The following is a 14,896-nucleotide window of genomic DNA, read 5'->3' on the forward strand; positions in this document are numbered from 1 at the left end:
CGTCAGAACTGAACATCGGAGCACGAGTAGAACGCGTTGGCCGTGTCCGCGATGTTCCAGACGCTCAGGATGATGTGCTTCCCGGTCTTCTGGGTGGGGATGGTGCCCTGCTGGGTCAGCGTGGCGGGGGGCTGCTGGTTGTTGTACGGCACCGTCATGAAGGGCTGCGCCTCCAGGTCGGACCGCTTGAGCGGCTTGGTGGGGTCCCAGCCGTTCTTGGTGATGTAGTAGCGGAAGTCCGTGGTGGCGTGCCGGGCGGTGAACTGCCAGCGGAAGCTGAAGCCCTGACCCGCGGTGACCTTGGTGGCGGGCCAGTTGCCGCCGCGCGGGTCGTCGAGCTGCGCGAACTCACCGTGACCGCCGGAACAGATCGCACCGTCGGCGGGGCCGGCCGCCGGGAAGCCCTTGGGACCCTCCACGCTCTGCGGCTCCCACTGGATGTTGCCGCAACCGGTGACCGTGCCGTTGGCGCACAGCTTCTGACGGCTGATGGGGTTGTCGGTGTAGCCGTGGCTGTTGGCACTGCTGGTCGCGAACATCGAGACGCCCGCCACTGCCAGGCCCACCAGGGCCGCACTTGTCTTCTTACGCATTGCTGACGCTCCTCGGAGTACGTGGGGGAGGTTCCATGAGCACTGCTGCGCGCGGTTCGTGCGGTCTAGACCAAGTCCTAGATTATTGACGGATCATGAACATGTCCAGACCAATGGGAGCTGGATTCCGGTGCACCTGACACCGGCCTCCCGGGCCGTTTCAGACACTGTCCGCACCACCGCGTCCGGTGTAGAAGGCCACGGTCAAGTCCTTCACCAGTGACTTCCGTTCGTAGTCGTCGAGCTCCACGAGCCCCCGGGCGGTCAGCCGGCTGACGGTGTCGTCCACCGCGTCCACCACCGAAGTCAGCACGCTGTCGCGGTGTTTGGCGTCGATGGCCGCGATCCGACGCCGCTGCATGGCCGCGGCCACCTCCGGGGCGTACTCGATCCCGGTCGGCTGCGCCGAGTACACCTCGATGCCGACCGGCTCGCAGTCCGCCTTCAGCATCCGGGTCAGCGCGTCGCCCACGGCCTCCGCGTTGCGCAGGGTGTGGGCGTCCTCGTGGAAGGCGTCGGCGGGCAGTTGCGAGAGGACCCGGGCCATCGCCGCCTCCACCTGCTCCCGCAGGTACTCCTCGTGGTCCGCGATGCCCAGCGTCGCCCGCACGGTGTCCTCGACCCGCCACACGACGAGGACGACGACCCGCAGCGCCGTGCCGTTCGCGTCCACCGCGGGCAGCGGCTCGCTGCGCCAGTGCCGCAGCCGGACGTCAACCCGGCGGCGCAGCAGCAGCGGGCTGACCCACATCAGTCCGGTGCGCCGCACGCTGCCCCGGTACTGGCCGAAGAGGGTGAGCACCCACGCGTACCCGACCCGGCCCCGGGTCAGCCCGCCGAGCGCGAAGAGCACCCCGGTCAGCAGCAGCGCGAGCGCCGCCCAGGCGCCGAGGCCGATGCCGTTGTACGGACGCGGGCCGAGCCCCAGCCGGGACAGCACCCCGCCCGGCAGCGCGCCCGCCCACCACAGCACCCCGCCCGCCGCGGCGAGTGAGCCGAGGGCGGCGAGCAGGGCCGCCCAGCCGGGCAGCGCGGGTCCGGGGCGCTCCTTCAGCCGGGGGTCCGCGACCGGCGCGGGCCGGGTGGAGGGCCGCACCTGCGGTGACCGGGGCAGCGGCGGCCGCCGGACACCGGCCGGCCGCTCGCTCCCGGCCGCCCCGCGGACGACGGTGGCGGGCAGTGCGACGGCGTCGGAGGCGACCTCGGGGTCGTCGCGGAAGAGCAGGTGCACCGGGATGGAAGCGGTGCGCTCGTTGGCGATGACCGAGTGATGGCGACCGGTATCCACCCGCACCTCGGTACGCAGCTCGGTGCGCGTCCCGGTACGGATCTCGCTCGCGTCGCCGTCGCCGAAGGACAGCGAGAGGGAGGGCCCGAGGTCCCGGCGGGCCGGGGCCAGCCCCGGCCCGGGGAGGAACGGACCCGCCGCCAGGGCCGGTTGCCCCGGATCACCCGCACCCTCGCGCCCCTCCGCGTCCGCGCGTACGAGCGGATCGACGGCCGCGTCCGCAGCCGGGGCCGTGCCCGGGACCGACACCGAGGCGGAGGTGGCGCCGAAGGCGGAGCCCCCGGGTTCGCCCGCGCCCGGCGTCAGATCGAGCACCAGGTCGACCACGGAGTCCGGCCCGGACCGAACCACCGGCCCGGCCCCCCGCTCCCCCGGCTCCGGCGCCGACCAGTCGTAGGGCCCGCCCGGACCCGGCGCCCGCTCCGGTGCGGCCCACTCCCGCACCGGGAGCGCCCCGTACCTCTCCTCGCCGTACCCCCGCTTGTCCGGGGCCCCGTTCTCCCCATTCTCCTGGTTCCCGGAGCTGTCCGGCACCGTGGATCGCATTCCCGCCTCCGTCATGTGCGTCGTGTCACGCGAAGAGTCGCCGCCAGGTCTCCGGACCCGGATAGCCGTCGGCCTCCGCACCCCGCCAGCCCTGGGCCTTCTGGAAGGCCTCGACATTGCGCCGGTCCGCCTCGGTCCACCGGGGGCCGGGGCCCGACAGGTAGTACTTGCCGTATCCCTTCTTCACCAACTGTTTCCCGAGCCTGTCGACATGGCTGTTGGACTGACCCGTCCGGAAATAGCCCCGCCCGGGGAAGGCCGGCACCGCCGTGGAGCCGCCCTGGCCGCTGTTTCCGCCGGCGGGGATGGCGCGGCCGGTGCCGCCGGTCAGCAGGCGCCAGGTGTCGGGGCCCGGGATGCCGTCGGCCTCCTTGCCCTTCCAGCCCTGGGCCTTCTGGAACGCCTCGGTCGCCTGCCGGTCGGCGCTGCCCCAGGCGGGTCCCGGGCCGACCTTGTAGAAGCGTTTGCCGCCGCGTGCGACGAGCAGTCTGCCGAGCTGGGTCACGTAGGCGTTGTTGGCGCCCGGACCGAATTTCCCGGCCCCCGGGAACGCCGTCGTCGAGCCGCTGCCGCCGGTTCCGGTGCTCAGCCCCTTGTAGCGGTAGGCGACGTAGCTGCCCGAGTTGGTCCAGTACGCCATGGGCGTCGTCTGCTTGCGGGTGTGCGGCGTGGTCTGCTCGTACGCTGTGTAGTGGGTGTGCGTGTAGTCCGTCCAGCCGCCGAAGATCGTGACGTGCGAGCCCTTCGAGGGGTCGGCCGGGTTGTGGAAGAGGAGGATGTCGCCGGGCTGGAGATCCTCCCGGGCGATCCGTGTCCCGTACGAGGCGAGGCTGCCGGTCCACTCGTTCTTGGGCAGGTTCCAGGCCATCGACACATAGCCGGAGCAGTCCTGCCGGTACCCGTCCGACCAGTACTTGCTCATGCTGTACGGGACCTGCGCGGTGATCCACTTCTTGGCGCGGTTGATGATGTCGGCCCGGCTGGTCGTGCGCAGCACGGGGGTGCCCGTCTGCGAGGCCGGCGGGCCGGAGCTCCCCGCACCCTGCAGCGGACCCGGCCCGCCCTGCGGACTCTCCGGTCCGGGGTCGGCCGGATCGGCCGCGTCCCCCGGATCGGCCGGATCGGTCACCGGGGCGGGGTCTGCCGCCGCCGTCGCCGCCTCCGCCAGACCGGCGCTCAGCACCACCCCGGCGGCGGTGACCAGCACCAGCGCGCGCCGCGCGCCGTGTGCGGCCGGATGTCCTCCCTGCCGCGTCGGCAGTGCCGCGGCTGCGGTCCGCCGTCGTACGGCGCACCCCGCACAGGTGCAGTCGATGGCGGGTACGTACTCCTCGAAGGCCGGCACAGTCATGCGATTCCCTCCGCAGTTGTCAAGATCTTTGGGAGCATCTGTACGGGCGTCAGTGTCTCAACTCTCCTGACATATCGCATTTTGACGGATAGAAGGGAAAAAACGACCATCCGACAGGCCGGGTCGGGTCGGAAATGGTCGGGACCACCGCCCCGGATCGGGTAGAGTTCTCCAGGTCAGCAGGCGCCGCTAGCTCAGTTGGTTAGAGCAGCTGACTCTTAATCAGCGGGTCCGGGGTTCGAGTCCCTGGCGGCGCACGCATAGTCAAGGCCCCCTCACCACGCGCGAGGGGGCCTTGACTGTTCTCCGGCCCACCCCCCGGCCCGCCCTCGGCGTCTCACACAGGTGTCGCACAGCGGATTCTTTGCTCACGCACAGTCTGCCCACGCCCGACGCACGGTAACCGGTTGGTCACCCGCAGGCGCGGACCCCGCCCCTTCGCGGGCGCCCCACGGCCCGTGTCGGCCGGCCTGCCCGGGAGTCGTCGGCGCCAACCACACCGATGGCCCGAGCAGTTGGAGCCACCGGAGGGGGCGAGGGCGACGTCACCAAGGACCCCGTACTGGTGGAGAAGGCCAAGAAGGTCTTCGACAAGAACACCGGCGCGTTCCTGCGCAACGACCCCGGACTCGGCCGGATCTACAGGAGATCAAGCGCGGCGGCACGGCGGTGTTCACCACCAACCAGGCCGAGGACATCAAGCCCGCGAAGCTGATGCGGCCGAGCGCGGTCACCCATGTCACGGACACGGACCAGCGCTCCGTGGCGCTGGACCCGAAGAAGACGGACGGCGGGATCTCGGTGACCGTGCCGGAGAACCGCACCAGCAGCGCCTCCCGGTCCGCCTTCTCGGCGGCCTTCGTGAAGCCCTTCGCCTCGGCCTCCGGGTTGTCCGGGCCGATCCACTCACCGACCGGCTGCCGCGCGATCTTCCGGAGGGACATCCGGCGAGCAGCAGCGCCGCGCCGATCACGGCCACGCCCGCTCCCGCATACCGAACCGGCCGTTGTGGCTGCCGTACATCCGCTCCCCCGCGTGCACGACGGCGGTGCACTGTCGCATCGCCGCCCGTCCTGGCACAGCGCCCGGGAGCGGCCCGGCTCCTCACCACTTCGCCGAAGGCCCGTTGCATCGGGTTCACCACACTCTGCCCGACTTGACCGGGAGCGGAGCGTGACTGGTTATCGACGTACCGTCAGAACTCAACTGTGCGGGGCGAGTTCGGCGTCCTACAGTGGGCGTGCGGCGGGCCGGACGCCAACGACCTCCCGTGTCCGGGCCGGGCCACTCCCGCGGCCCGCGCCCCGCGGTCGAGGACCGGCCCGGCCGGCGCCCGGAGAGCCCGGGCGGCCGGCCGGGCCGTGTACCACAGGGCCGGTCTACGCCGGCTTCGCGTCCTTCTCCGCCTTCTCGGCCGCCTTCTCCGCCGACTCCTCGCCGGTCAGGTAGGCCGAGACGACCACGTTCGCGGTGTACGAGTGCGAGGCGCGGTCGTACGTACCGCCGCAGGTGATCAGCCGGAGCTCGGCCCGGCCGTCCTTGCGGGGCCCGTACGCCTTCTGGGCGTTGAAGCGGGCCCGGGTGAAGACCTGGACGTCGTCGATGGTGAACTCCGCGACCGTGCCGTCGGTCCGGGTCACCTCGACCTTGGCGCCGGGGCGGGCCGCGCTGAGCCCGTAGAAGACGGCCGGTTTCGTCTCGGTGTCGACGTGGCCGACGAACAGGGCCGGGCCCTTGGCGCCGGGCTCGGTGCCGTCGCCGTACCAGCCGACCGTCTGGGGCGTGTCGAACGACGGGGGTGTGATCGCGCCTTCCGCGTCCAGGCCCCGGGAGACGACGGGGGCCCGGATGCCGATCGACGGGATCTCCACGCTCCTCGGCGTCACGCCCTTGATCGGCTCGTGCGCCGGGGGCAGCGGCACGCCGAGCGGGCGGCCGACGGCGGCGACGTCCCCGGTGGTCGGGGCGGAGCCGATGCCGGAGCCGTCGGTGATGCCCCGGCCCCAGAGCCACAGGCCCAGCAGGAGTACGGCCCAGGCCACTCCGGTGAGCAGCCTGCCGTGCCCCGTCGAGCGGTCTTCGGAGGACATGTCAGTCGAGGGCCGGACGGCGGCGGCGCGCGCTGCGGAAGGCGACCGCGACGGCGGCGACGGCGGCCAGGGCGAGGCCGACCACCGCGTGGATCGTGCCGGGGCCCTCCTGGTGGGCGTTCTGGTCCGCGAGCACGGCGGTGCCGCCGCCGCCCGCACGGACGGGGGCGACCGGCATGGGCCGGTTGCGGTGGACGACGGTGACGACGCCCGACACCTTGGTGTGCTTGTCGTCCTTGCACACCACCTGGATGTCGTAGTCGCCGGCCTCGGCGTCGGAGCGGATCCGGGCCTCAGCGAAGAGCGTCCGGTCCTCGCCGGGCGAGAAGCGCGCCTCGGAGACGAAGGCATCGGAGTTCCCCTTGGCCTCCTTGCCCCTGCAGCCGCCGACCTCCAGGTCGACCTCGCCGCCCGGTGCGATGGAGGACGGGGAGACCGAGAGGGTGGCCCGGGACCGCGAATCCTGGTCGTGGTCGGAGCCGGAGTTGGCCAGTGCGACGGAAGCGGGCATCAGGGTCGCCGCAGCCGCTGCGGCGGCACAGAAAGTGAGGGGTATTGAACGCATCGTGAACCTCCTTATGGAAGGTTCACGCGCGCGGCGCGTTTCCGCATCCGCAGGGCCCCGGGCACTGGGCCGGTGGAGTGGGCCGGTGGAGTGGGCGGGGAGGCGGTGCCGGAGCACCGTTCCCCGCCCCTTATCAGCCCAGGTCCACGAGGTCCACGAGGTCGGCGATGGAGTCGACGACGGTGGACGGCCGGAACGGGTACTTGTCGATGTCCTCGACCGTGGTGAGCCCGGTGAGCACCAGGAACGTCTGCATGCCCGCCTCCAGCCCGGCCAGCACGTCGGTGTCCATCCGGTCACCGATCATGGCGCTGGACTCGGAGTGGGCGCCGATCGCGTTGAGCCCGGTGCGCATCATCAGCGGGTTGGGCTTGCCCGCGAAGTACGGGGCCTTGCCGGTGGCCTTGGTGATGAGGGCGGCGACGGACCCGGTGGCGGGCAGCGGGCCCTCTGCGGACGGGCCGGTCTCGTCCGGGTTGGTGCAGATGAAGCGGGCGCCGCCGTTGATCAGCCGGATCGCCTTGGTGAGCGCTTCGAAGGAGTACGTGCGGGTCTCTCCGAGCACCACGTAGTCCGGCTCGTGGTCGGTGAGGACGTAGCCGATGTCGTGCAGCGCCGTGGTCAGCCCGGCCTCACCGATGACGTACGCCGTGCCGCCGGGCCGCTGGTCGTCCAGGAACTGGGCGGTGGCGAGCGCGGAGGTCCAGATGTTCTCGACGGGCACGTCGAGGCCCATCCGGTTGAGCCGGGCGTGCAGGTCGCGCGCGGTGTAGATGGAGTTGTTGGTGAGGACCAGGAAGGGCAGCCCGGACTCCCGCAGCCGCTTGATGAAGGCGTCGGCGCCGGGAATCGGGGTCCCCTCGTGGATGAGGACTCCGTCCATGTCGGTGAGCCAGGACGAGATCGGCTTGCGCTCTGCCATGCGGGACTCCTGATGTGCCGTACGCCGGGTGCGGGACGCCGGCGGCACCGCGTTGTGCAGCGCCGGCGTACCCGATTTTAGAGGGTCCTTCGTCAGGGGTCCGGTCCCGGCCGCGGATCAGCCGGACGTGACGCTCACGCCGTCGACCGTCCAGAACCAGTTGTTGCCCCCGGTGTACCGGAACCGGACCTGGGCGGTGGAGGCAGCGGCCGGGACCCTGAGGGCGATCGACTCGTTCACGGAGACGGTGTCGGAGCTGTACGTCTTGACGGAGACGGGTGCGGCGCCGTCGTAGGAGACGAGGACCTCGCCCTTCTGCGGGGACTCCTGACGGTAGTGGGTGGTGTAGGCGAGGGTGGCGGTGCGGCCGCCGGTGACCGGCCAGGCGGGGCTGATCAGGGTGGAGTCGAAGGTGCCGGTGTAGCTCTTGTCGGCCCATTCGTCGCCGTCCGCGACCGCGAAGACGTTCCGGGCCCGGACGTTGCTCTCGCGCCACTGGCCGCGCTCCGCGGCGGTCCAGAACTCGTCGGTGGTGAAGGCCCAGCCGCGCCATTCGGTGACGCCGCCGGTGCCCATCGCGCTGTTGTCGATGGTCCACCCGGCGGGCGGGGTGTGGGTGAAGCCGAGGACCGAGGCTCCGATGCCCGTCTCGTCCACGCGGGTCCGGAGCTTCGGGCGCAGCGTGTCGAAGGCGTCGGGCGTGGGCTGCTGGAGCGGGCGCCCGTCCAGGCCCCAGGCCGGGTCGACGGCTATGCCGAGGTGGGCGAGGGCGGAGACCGCGACGTCGGGCATCTTGATGTCGTAGCGGGTCGAGCCCGCGGTGATGCCACCGCCGGTCGCGATGAGGAACGTCTGCCGCTCCGCCGCGCTCGCCCCGCCGTGGCCGCCCGCGTCGGTGTGCCCGTGGTCGGCGGTGATCATGATGAGCCAGTCCTCCGAGCCGTAGGTGGACCGGCCCTTCACCGCCGCGACGAGTTGGCCGACCTGGGTGTCGACGCCGTGGATCGCGGCCAGGTACTGGCTGCTGGCGGCGCCGTAGCTGTGGCCCGCGTGGTCGACGTTGTCGAGGTGGACGAAGACCGCGTCCCGGGTGCCGCCGGCCAGCTCCGCGGCGGCCCGGCTGGTGGTGCCGGTGTCGTACTCGGCGTCCGGGGTGGAGACCCGCGTGTCGACCTTCGCGGAGAAGATCGTGTCGGTGACCGGGTTCCAGGAGGCCACGGCGTACGTCGAGAGCGCGGGCTTCGCCGTCTCGATCCGGGTGAGGAAGTCGGGGTAGCGCGCGAAGTCGTTGCCGGTGAACTCGTTGTTCTTGACGTGGTGTTTGTCGGGCCAGACGCCCGTGATGATCGTGGACCAGCCGGGGCCGGACAGTGTGGGTGCCATCGGGTCTGCGTAGAGCGGGCTGACGGAGGTGAGCCCGGCGGCCATCAGCGCGTCGAGGTGGGGCGCGTCCGCGTCCTTGATTCTGTTCAGCAGGGCGCCGTCCAGGCCGATGACCAGGACCTTGGGGGTACGGGCGGCCACCGCACCCGCGACGCCCGCGGCGGCGAGCGGTGCTGCGGCGGCGAGGGCGGCCGCGCTCATGAGGAGTGTGCGGCGGGACATGCCTGAGGTCACGAGATCCTCCGTCGGAGTGGTGGGGGCACACGGAAAACCCGTTCAACTCCCCGTTTTTCGACGAGGAGTTGAACTTGGGCCTAGACCTGTTATCTTTTCGCGATGATCTGTCGGAGGTCCAGACCCCTGCGGTGAATGGTCCGGCAACGGTCAGCTGCCGGTTGCCGACTTCCAGGCGTCCACGTACGAGTCGAGATTGGCCGCAATGTCCGACCAGTCCGGCTCGAAGACCTCGACCCCGTCCATCAACTTCTTCAGCGCGACGGCGTTGGGGTCGCTCGCCTCGATGTCCTCGCGGGCCGCGAAGCCGCCGCCGACCGCGCTGACGTCCTTCTGGGCCTGCTCGGCGAGCATGAAGTCGAGCAGCTTCTTGCCGTTGGCGCTGTGCGGGGCCTTGGTGACCAGGCCCGCCGCGTACGGCAGAGCGAAGGTGGTGGGCGCGGCACCGGCCTTCGCGGGGAACCAGATGCCCAGGTTCGGCATGTCCTTGGACTGGGCGTAGTTCATCTGGACGTCACCATTGGCGGCGAGGAGTTCGCCCTTGTCGACCTTGGGCGCGAGCTTGCCGGTGGAGGCGGACGGGCCGACGTTGTTGGCCTGGAGCTTCTTCAGGTAGGCCATCGCCTGCTCCTTGCCGCCGAAGTCGTGCATGGCCTTGATGAGTACGGCGGTGCCGTCGCCGGCGACGCCGGGGGTGGAGTACTGGACCTTCTCCTTGTACTTCCCGTCGAGCAGCTCCTCCCAGGTGGCGGGCGGGGTCTTCAGCTCCTTCGTGTTGTGGATGAAGCCGAAGTAGTTGTTCACGACCGAGGTCCACTTCGCGTCGGACGCCTTGTCGGCGCTCGCCACGTGGTCCGAGCCGGCCGGTTCGTACGCCTGGAGGAGCCCCTTGGAGTCGGCCTGCTGGATGAACGGAGGGAGGGTGATCAGTACGTCGGCCTGGGTGTTGGTCTTCTCCCGGACGGCGCGCTGCACCATCTCGCCGGAGCCGCCCTCCACGTACTTGACCTTGATGCCGGTCTTCTTCTCGAAGTCCTTGAAGACCTTGTCGTACCAGCCGTCGCCGTTCTCGCCCTTGAGGCCGTCGGCGCTGTAGACGGTGACGGCCTTCGCGTCGGAGGCAGCGGAGGAGCCGCCGCAGGCGGACAGCGGGGCGACGAGGGCGAGCGCGCCGGCAACGGCGGCTATGGGCCTGAGGTGGTTCTTGCGCATGGGATTCGTATCTCCTGGAAAACGTGTCGGAGCGGGGGAGGTCAGCGGTACGAGGCCCTGGTGCGGATGCGGGAGACCGCGAACAGCACGAGCAGCGTCGTCACCATCAGGACCACGGCGACGGCGGCCCCGGTGAAGAGCGAGCCCCGGTCGGTGGCCGCGAAGATCTGCACCGGAAGGGGCGTCCAGTCCGGCGGGTAGAGCATCATCGTGGCGCTCAGCTCGCCCATGGACAGGGCGAAGCAGAGCCCTGCGGCCGCGGTGAGCGACGGCAGCAGGAGCGGCAGTCTGATGCGCCACAGAACGTAGGAGGGCCGGGCGCCGAGGCTGGCGGCGGCCTGTTCGTACATCGGGTCGAGACGTACTGTGGCGGCCGAAACCGACGCATAGGCGAACGCCGTGACAAGAACGGTGTGCGCGAGGATCACGATCCAGCGCGTCCCGTTGAGCAGCACCGGCGGCCGGCTGAACGCGACGAGCACGGCGAGCCCGACGACGACGGACGGCACGGCCACCGGCAGCATGAACAGCGCGTCCAGGAACCGTTTCCCGCGCCGCCCCAGCGAGGCCGCGGCGAGCGCCGCCCAGGAGCCGACGAGTAGCGCGAGGAGGCTGGCGGTGACGGCGGTGACCAGGCTCGTGGTGAGCGCCTGGAGCGAGTCCCCCGCCGTTGCCGCGTCGTAGTGCTTCAGCGTCGGCCCCGAGGGGAACGCGCCGGACCAGTTCGTGGCGAAGGAAGCGGCGAGGACGACCAGCAGCGGCACCGCGAACAGCGGGACGAACAGCAGCAGGAAGACGGTCCAGGTGGCCCACTTCCCGGTACGGCTATGCACCAGCACGGCGGCTCACCACCCGGTACAGGCTGTAGAGGCCGACGGAGAGCGCGATGTTGACGACGGCCACGACGCAGGCGGCCGGGTAGTCGGATTCCAGGATCGCCTTGCCGTAGACGAGCATCGGCAGGGTGGTGACGCCTTTCGCCCCAGTGAACAGCACGATGCCGAACTCGTTGAGGCACATCACCAGGACGAGGCTGCCGCCCGCCGCGAGCGCCGGGAGCGCCTCGGGCAGGATCACCTGCCGCACGATCCGGGCGGGCCCTGCGCCCAGCGAGGACGCCACCTCCAGTTGCGCGGTGTCGAGCTGGGAGAAGGCGGCGAGCAGCGGGCGCATCACGAACGGGGTGAAGTAGGTGATCTCGGCCAGGAGTACGCCCCATGGCGTGGTGAGGAAGTGGAAGGGCCCGTCGGCCGCCCCGGTGGCCCCGGTCCAGAGGCCGTTGGCCATGCCGGAGTTGCCGTAGATGAACAGCAGGGCGAGCGTGATCAGGAAGGACGGGAAGGAGAGGAAGACGTCGACGAACCGGGCGACGGCCTTGCCGCCGGGGAACGGTACGAAGGCGATGACCATGGCGAGGACGAAGCCGAGGACGAGACACCCGACGGTCGCACCGGCCGCGAGCCACACGGTGGTGGTGAGCGCCGAGCGGAAGGAGGCGGAGGCGAAGACCTCGGTGTACGGAGCGAAGGAGGTACCGCCCTCGTCGGGGCTGAAGGACTGCCGGACGACGAGGAGAAGCGGGTAGAGGAACACGACGGCGAGCACGGCGACTGGGGGCAGCGCCCAGAGATTCCAGCCCGTCCGGCGTTTGAGGACGGACCCGGTGTCGGACGCGGCCGCCCTGACATCCCCGGTCACGGCGCTAGCCATGGGACACCCCCGCACCCGCGGGCAGCAGCACCGCGTCCGCCGCCGCGAAGTGCAGCGTCGCCCTGTCCCCCAGGACGGGCGTCTCCCGCAGCTCCCGGACGTCCGCCTTGATCCGGTGCCCGTCGACGTCGACGTACAGCCGGTGGGTGGAGCCGCGCCACTGGACCTCGGAGATCGTGCCGGTCAGCGCGTTGGGCCCGGCACCGAGCCCGACCAGGTGCGGCCGGACGCAGAGCGTGGCGGTGACGCCCTCGGCCACCTCGCCGGTGGGTACGGCGAGTGCGTGCCCGGCGAAGTCCACGGTGTCGCCGGTCTTCGCGACGGTGACCGGCAGCAGGTTGGCGTTGCCGACGAACGAGGCGGTGAACTCCGTGCGCGGGCGCCGGTACAGCTCCTGCGGGGTGTCGCAGTCCCGCAGCCGGGCCCGGTCCATGACGGCGATCCGGTCCGCGAGGGTGAGCGCCTCGACCTGGTCGTGGGTGACGTACAGGATGGAGACATCGGGCAGTTCCCGGTGCAGCCGGGCCAGTTCGGTGAGCATCCCGGAGCGCAGCTGGGCGTCGAGCGCGGAGAGCGGTTCGTCGAGCAGCAGGACGCCGGGGCGGATGGCGAGGGCGCGGGCGATGGCGACGCGCTGCTGCTGGCCGCCGGAGAGTTCGCGCGGGTAGCGGCGGGCGTACCCGGCCATGCCGACGAGTTCGAGCGCCTCCGCGACCCGGCCCGGGATCCCGGACCTGTCGGCCTTCTGGGCCTTCAGGCCGAAGGCGACGTTGTCCTGGACCCGCAGGTGCGGGAAGAGGGCGTAGCTCTGGACGACCATGCCGATGCCGCGCTTGTGCGGTGGCAGGGCGGTGACGTCGCGGTCACCGATGAACACCCGCCCGGAGGCCGGCCGGACGAACCCGGCGACGGCGCGCAGGGCGGTCGTCTTGCCGGATCCGGAGGGCCCGAGCAGGGCCATGACCTCGCCGGGTTCGACGGTGAGGTCGAGGCCGTCCAGAACGGTGTTCCCGCCGTACGCGACGCTGACCCGGTCGAACCTGATGCCGCTGCGGACGGCCGTGGCCCCGCCCGTCATGCCTCGGCCCGCGCGATCAGGTCGGGCAGTCCGGCCACGGAGCCCAGTACGTGGGTGGCGCCGCTGCGGACGAGCCGGTCCTTGTCGTGGGCGCCGGTGAGGACGCCCGCGACGATCCCGGCCCCGGAGCGTACGCCGCTGAGCATGTCGTACGAGGTGTCCCCCGCGACGACGGTGCGGCGGACGTCGTCCACCGCCCCGGTGCGCAGGAGCGCGGCGAGGACCATGTCCGGGTAGGGGCGGCCCCGGCCGCCCGCGTCGGCGGGGCAGAGGGTCAGCTCGACGAGGTCCTGCCAGCCGAGCGCGGCGAGGATCGCGTCCTGGGTGGTGCGGGCGAATCCGGTGGACAGGACCACGGTGCGGCCCTCGGTCCGGAGCCGCTCGATGGCTTCGGGGGCGCCGGGGACGGGGGCGATGAGGCCGCCGTCGACCAGGTCCCCGTACGCCTTCTCGAACGCGGTGTTGGCCTGCTGGGCGAGGGCCTCCTCGCCGAAGAGGTGCCGGAACACGGTGATCTTGGACTCGCCCATGGTGGCGCGGACGTAGTCGAGCTTCTCCGCGTGGTCCTCGGAGCCGGGCCGTACGCCGAGGTGTTCGGCGGCGGCGGAGAAGGCCCGCTCGACGAGGCCGCCGTCGGCGACGGTGGTGCCCGCCATGTCGAGGACGATCAGGTTGTGGTTGTTGTTGGTGGTCGACTTCTCGTTGTTCGTGGTCGACTTCTCGTTGGTCGTGGTCAACTTCTTCACCAGCCCAGTTCGTTGGCGGTCGTTTCCGCGATGGCGGGTGAGCAGGTCATGCCGCGGCCGCCCGGCCCGGTGACCAGCCAGACGCCGTCCCGTACCTGCTGGCGGTGGACGACGCGGCCGGTATCGGTGCACTGGGCGTAGACCCCGGCCCAGCGGTGGCGGATGCGCGGCAGCGGGCGGCCGAGGAAGGACTCGACGACCGCGGTGAGGTGCTCGTACGGCTCCTCGACGGTGTCGAAGGCGAAGGGGTGCTCGTACTCGTGGGTGTCACCGATGGTCAGTCCGCCGTCGCGGCGCTGCACCATCAGGAGCTGCATCCGGTGCTCGGCGGCGGTGGCGTCCTGGGGCTGTCCGGCGTTGAGGGCGTCGAGCGCCTCGCCCCGGTAGGCGGGGTAGTAGCGGAAGCTGTCGGCGTCCGCGACGGACGTGGTGAGCTTCTCCCCGAGCGCGTCGGTCTGCATCATCTGGAGGCGGACCCGGCGCACCGGCAGTTCGGGACCGGCCAGTTCGCGGACGAGCCCGCCGAGCCAGGCACCGGTGGCCAGGACGACGGCGTCGCCGGTGTGCACGTCGCCGTGGTCGTCGCGGACGGACGCGGCGGCGACCACCTCGCGCACCTCGCGGCCCCCGAGGTAGGTGTACCGGCCGGAGGCCAGCAGCTCCCGCTTCAGGGCGAGCTGGGCGATGCGCGGCTCCACGGCCGCGTCCCGCTCGCACCACAGGGCGGCGCGGAAGTCGCCGCGCAGCGCCGGGTTGACCGCGCGGGCCGCCGCGGCGGTGAGCAGCTGGTAGCCGCGGGCCGCCGCGTCGGGGCGGGCGACGGCCGCCTCGGCCACGGCGGTCTCCCGTTCGGTCCGCAGCGGGGTGAGCGAGCCGCAGGCGCGGAAGCCCAGGTCCGGTACCCGCTCCCCGATGGACTCCCACAGCTCACGGGCGCGGAGCGCGGTCTCCAGCTCCTCGCCGCCGGCCCGGCCGCTGACCCATATCTGTCCGAAATTGCGGAGTGACGCTCCGCGCGCCTCGCTCTCGCGCTCGATCTGTACGACCTCGTGGCCGCGGCTGACTGCGTGCCAGGCGTGCATGGTTCCCACCACGCCGGCTCCTACGACGATGACTCTCACGAGGGCAACGCTCCTCGGGACGGGTGACCCGCACGGATCGGTACGGCAACGAGAGGG

The 14,896-nt window shown here is 71.4% G+C and carries 14 protein-coding genes, 1 tRNA gene and 1 pseudogene; 3 read left to right on the forward strand and 13 right to left on the reverse strand.

Annotated elements, in window-relative coordinates; genetic code table 11:
• Positions 1–2: 2 nt before the first annotated feature.
• The 3 genes from ACZ601_RS08935 to ACZ601_RS08945 form a co-directional block, all read right to left on the reverse strand.
• A complete protein-coding gene (locus ACZ601_RS08935; RefSeq protein WP_469534837.1) occupies positions 3–593 on the reverse strand; it encodes a lytic polysaccharide monooxygenase auxiliary activity family 9 protein in 591 nt (196 codons plus the stop codon).
• A gap of 160 nt (positions 594–753) precedes the next feature.
• Positions 754–2,427: an SPFH domain-containing protein gene (locus ACZ601_RS08940; protein WP_469534840.1), complete on the reverse strand. Its 1,674-nt coding sequence runs from the start codon at positions 2,425–2,427 to the stop codon at positions 754–756.
• 25 nt (positions 2,428–2,452) lie between these two features.
• Positions 2,453–3,778, reverse strand: a complete 1,326-nt coding sequence (locus ACZ601_RS08945) for a peptidoglycan-binding protein (protein ID WP_469534844.1) — start codon at positions 3,776–3,778, stop codon at positions 2,453–2,455.
• Positions 3,779–3,961: 183 nt separating this feature from the next.
• On the opposite strand from ACZ601_RS08945, the gene ACZ601_RS08950 reads away from it, so the two are divergent.
• From ACZ601_RS08950 to ACZ601_RS08960, 3 genes and pseudogenes are all read left to right on the forward strand, one after another.
• Positions 3,962–4,035, forward strand: a tRNA-Lys gene (locus ACZ601_RS08950).
• Positions 4,036–4,280: 245 nt separating this feature from the next.
• The gene (locus tag ACZ601_RS08955) at positions 4,281–4,493 is read left to right on the forward strand and encodes a hypothetical protein (RefSeq protein WP_469534847.1); all 213 of its coding nucleotides are present in this window, start codon (positions 4,281–4,283) and stop codon (positions 4,491–4,493) included.
• A pseudogene (locus ACZ601_RS08960) lies at positions 4,448–4,543 on the forward strand (hypothetical protein); the annotation flags it as partial. The gene ACZ601_RS08955 and the pseudogene ACZ601_RS08960, both read left to right, overlap by 46 nt.
• 614 nt (positions 4,544–5,157) lie before the next feature.
• On the opposite strand, the gene ACZ601_RS08965 reads toward ACZ601_RS08960, so the two are convergent.
• The 10 genes from ACZ601_RS08965 to ACZ601_RS09010 form a co-directional block, all read right to left on the reverse strand.
• Positions 5,158–5,868: a class F sortase gene (locus ACZ601_RS08965; RefSeq protein ID WP_469534850.1), complete on the reverse strand. Its 711-nt coding sequence runs from the start codon at positions 5,866–5,868 to the stop codon at positions 5,158–5,160.
• 1 nt (position 5,869) lies between these two features.
• The gene (locus ACZ601_RS08970) at positions 5,870–6,433 is read right to left on the reverse strand and encodes a hypothetical protein (protein ID WP_469534852.1); all 564 of its coding nucleotides are present in this window, start codon (positions 6,431–6,433) and stop codon (positions 5,870–5,872) included.
• Between the two features lie 133 nt (positions 6,434–6,566).
• Positions 6,567–7,355 (reverse strand): HAD-IIA family hydrolase, encoded by a 789-nt coding sequence (locus ACZ601_RS08975; RefSeq protein WP_073738285.1) that lies wholly within the window; start codon positions 7,353–7,355, stop codon positions 6,567–6,569.
• 117 nt (positions 7,356–7,472) lie between these two features.
• Positions 7,473–8,960 (reverse strand): alkaline phosphatase family protein, encoded by a 1,488-nt coding sequence (locus ACZ601_RS08980; RefSeq protein ID WP_469535291.1) that lies wholly within the window; start codon positions 8,958–8,960, stop codon positions 7,473–7,475.
• A gap of 162 nt (positions 8,961–9,122) precedes the next feature.
• Positions 9,123–10,184, reverse strand: coding sequence for a 2-aminoethylphosphonate ABC transporter substrate-binding protein (locus ACZ601_RS08985; protein ID WP_469534855.1), 1,062 nt, complete (start codon positions 10,182–10,184; stop codon positions 9,123–9,125).
• 41 nt (positions 10,185–10,225) lie between these two features.
• A complete protein-coding gene (locus ACZ601_RS08990) occupies positions 10,226–11,023 on the reverse strand; it encodes an ABC transporter permease (RefSeq protein WP_440575379.1) in 798 nt (265 codons plus the stop codon).
• Complete coding sequence (locus tag ACZ601_RS08995) at positions 11,010–11,894, reverse strand: 2-aminoethylphosphonate ABC transporter permease subunit (RefSeq protein ID WP_469534859.1); 885 nt, start codon at positions 11,892–11,894, stop codon at positions 11,010–11,012. The genes ACZ601_RS08990 and ACZ601_RS08995 overlap by 14 nt, the downstream gene beginning before the upstream one ends.
• The gene (locus ACZ601_RS09000) at positions 11,887–12,972 is read right to left on the reverse strand and encodes an ABC transporter ATP-binding protein (protein WP_440575381.1); all 1,086 of its coding nucleotides are present in this window, start codon (positions 12,970–12,972) and stop codon (positions 11,887–11,889) included. Before ACZ601_RS09000 ends, ACZ601_RS08995 begins: the two co-directional genes overlap by 8 nt.
• A complete protein-coding gene (locus ACZ601_RS09005; protein ID WP_469535294.1) occupies positions 12,969–13,643 on the reverse strand; it encodes a phosphonatase-like hydrolase in 675 nt (224 codons plus the stop codon). Before ACZ601_RS09005 ends, ACZ601_RS09000 begins: the two co-directional genes overlap by 4 nt.
• Before the next feature lie 71 nt (positions 13,644–13,714).
• Entirely contained in the window at positions 13,715–14,839 is a 1,125-nt protein-coding gene (locus ACZ601_RS09010) for a TIGR03364 family FAD-dependent oxidoreductase (protein ID WP_469534862.1), read from the reverse strand.
• Between the last annotated feature and the right edge of the window lie 57 nt (positions 14,840–14,896).

Source organism: Streptomyces sp. NPDC104307 (assembly GCF_055584045.1).

What these genes read in the sequence shown, in the direction of transcription:
- ACZ601_RS08995 (WP_469534859.1), bottom strand. Translation starts at nt 11,894, where the DNA reads ATGGCTAGCGCCGTGACCGGGGATGTCAGGGCGGCCGCGTCCGACACC.
- ACZ601_RS08935 (WP_469534837.1), bottom strand. Translation starts at nt 593, where the DNA reads ATGCGTAAGAAGACAAGTGCGGCCCTGGTGGGCCTGGCAGTGGCGGGC.
- ACZ601_RS08940 (WP_469534840.1), bottom strand. Translation starts at nt 2,427, where the DNA reads ATGCGATCCACGGTGCCGGACAGCTCCGGGAACCAGGAGAATGGGGAG.
- ACZ601_RS09000 (WP_440575381.1), bottom strand. Translation starts at nt 12,972, where the DNA reads ATGACGGGCGGGGCCACGGCCGTCCGCAGCGGCATCAGGTTCGACCGG.
- ACZ601_RS08955 (WP_469534847.1), top strand. Translation starts at nt 4,281, where the DNA reads ATGGCCCGAGCAGTTGGAGCCACCGGAGGGGGCGAGGGCGACGTCACC.
- ACZ601_RS08970 (WP_469534852.1), bottom strand. Translation starts at nt 6,433, where the DNA reads ATGCGTTCAATACCCCTCACTTTCTGTGCCGCCGCAGCGGCTGCGGCG.
- ACZ601_RS08975 (WP_073738285.1), bottom strand. Translation starts at nt 7,355, where the DNA reads ATGGCAGAGCGCAAGCCGATCTCGTCCTGGCTCACCGACATGGACGGA.
- ACZ601_RS08965 (WP_469534850.1), bottom strand. Translation starts at nt 5,868, where the DNA reads ATGTCCTCCGAAGACCGCTCGACGGGGCACGGCAGGCTGCTCACCGGA.
- ACZ601_RS08985 (WP_469534855.1), bottom strand. Translation starts at nt 10,184, where the DNA reads ATGCGCAAGAACCACCTCAGGCCCATAGCCGCCGTTGCCGGCGCGCTC.
- ACZ601_RS08945 (WP_469534844.1), bottom strand. Translation starts at nt 3,778, where the DNA reads ATGACTGTGCCGGCCTTCGAGGAGTACGTACCCGCCATCGACTGCACC.
- ACZ601_RS08980 (WP_469535291.1), bottom strand. Translation starts at nt 8,960, where the DNA reads ATGTCCCGCCGCACACTCCTCATGAGCGCGGCCGCCCTCGCCGCCGCA.